We start from the raw sequence: 941 nt of genomic DNA on the forward strand, positions 1-941 counted from the left end.
TTTTGAGAGAACGATTCAAGGAGTAGGTGAGTTTCCCACTACCACGCCACAACGTTTAAAAAGACCCTGCCAGAACTTAACATGTTCGAGGGTCTTTGTTCTAAATTGCTCATGCGCTTTTATCACGCCATAACTTTCCCCATGAAGTTCCATTCTCTGCTCAATGAGTATTGCACCATCATTCAACTGCTGATATGTACTGTCGACAAAGGCGAGGTATGGCTGTACTTCTTCAACATAAATTGACTGGAAAACATTTTTCAAATAGCGAAATTGTGTGGTGTCTCGATTCTTTCCACACACAATGCGCTCCTGATTTTCTTCTAGCAATTTTGTGGTGACATCAAGCCACTCAGAAGTGCTGTTCAAAGTGAAGTAAACCTTACCCATCAAGCGAGACTTTTCCATTTCCTCTTGATATTGCACGAAGGAGAAAGAGGGTAAGCGCGAAATGACCCCTTGAGGCGTCTCATACATGGCATTTAGCGCATGAAAGGTTTCACTGACATGAGCAGTTTGATTGCGGCTTTTGGCTGATAACCAACTTGAAGCGGTGAGTTGCTTGCGCATGGTTTCGCTTGTGAGGAGAACGTTATCAAGATGAACGGGAAGATGCTGCCATTTTTGTTCATATAGGCTAGTTAACGTCGTGCGTTCGTCTTCGCTCAAGGGGTATTCAGTCAAACAACCATTGAGTGTGTTGAGCAAATTGGTCTGGTAATCCAGGTCATGGAAAGGGTCTTGTACTTTGCCCAATTGGGAGTTCTTTTCCGCAATCAGGTTGAACAGGCCGCATTGGCGCAGCTGGTAACTCTCTAGTAACCCTAGCGACAATCTTGGCAGCTCTTGATACAAAGCCCTTTTATCGGGAATCGTGATAGCAGAAACCTCGTTAAGCTCTCTCGGGGGAACGTCGAGTACGTTTGCCAAACGTTGATGGC

1 protein-coding gene is annotated in these 941 nt (G+C 45.1%); it reads right to left on the reverse strand.

Features of this window, described 5'->3' with window-relative positions; all coding sequences use genetic code 11:
- Positions 1-15: 15 nt before the first annotated feature.
- Positions 16-941: DUF3080 domain-containing protein (locus tag R8O10_RS24215; protein ID WP_318191821.1), on the reverse strand; the 926-nt coding region annotated here is incomplete at its 5' end.

The sequence above is a fragment of the Vibrio sp. 1727 genome (assembly GCF_033344415.1).
Lineage (GTDB): Bacteria > Pseudomonadota > Gammaproteobacteria > Enterobacterales > Vibrionaceae > Vibrio > Vibrio alginolyticus.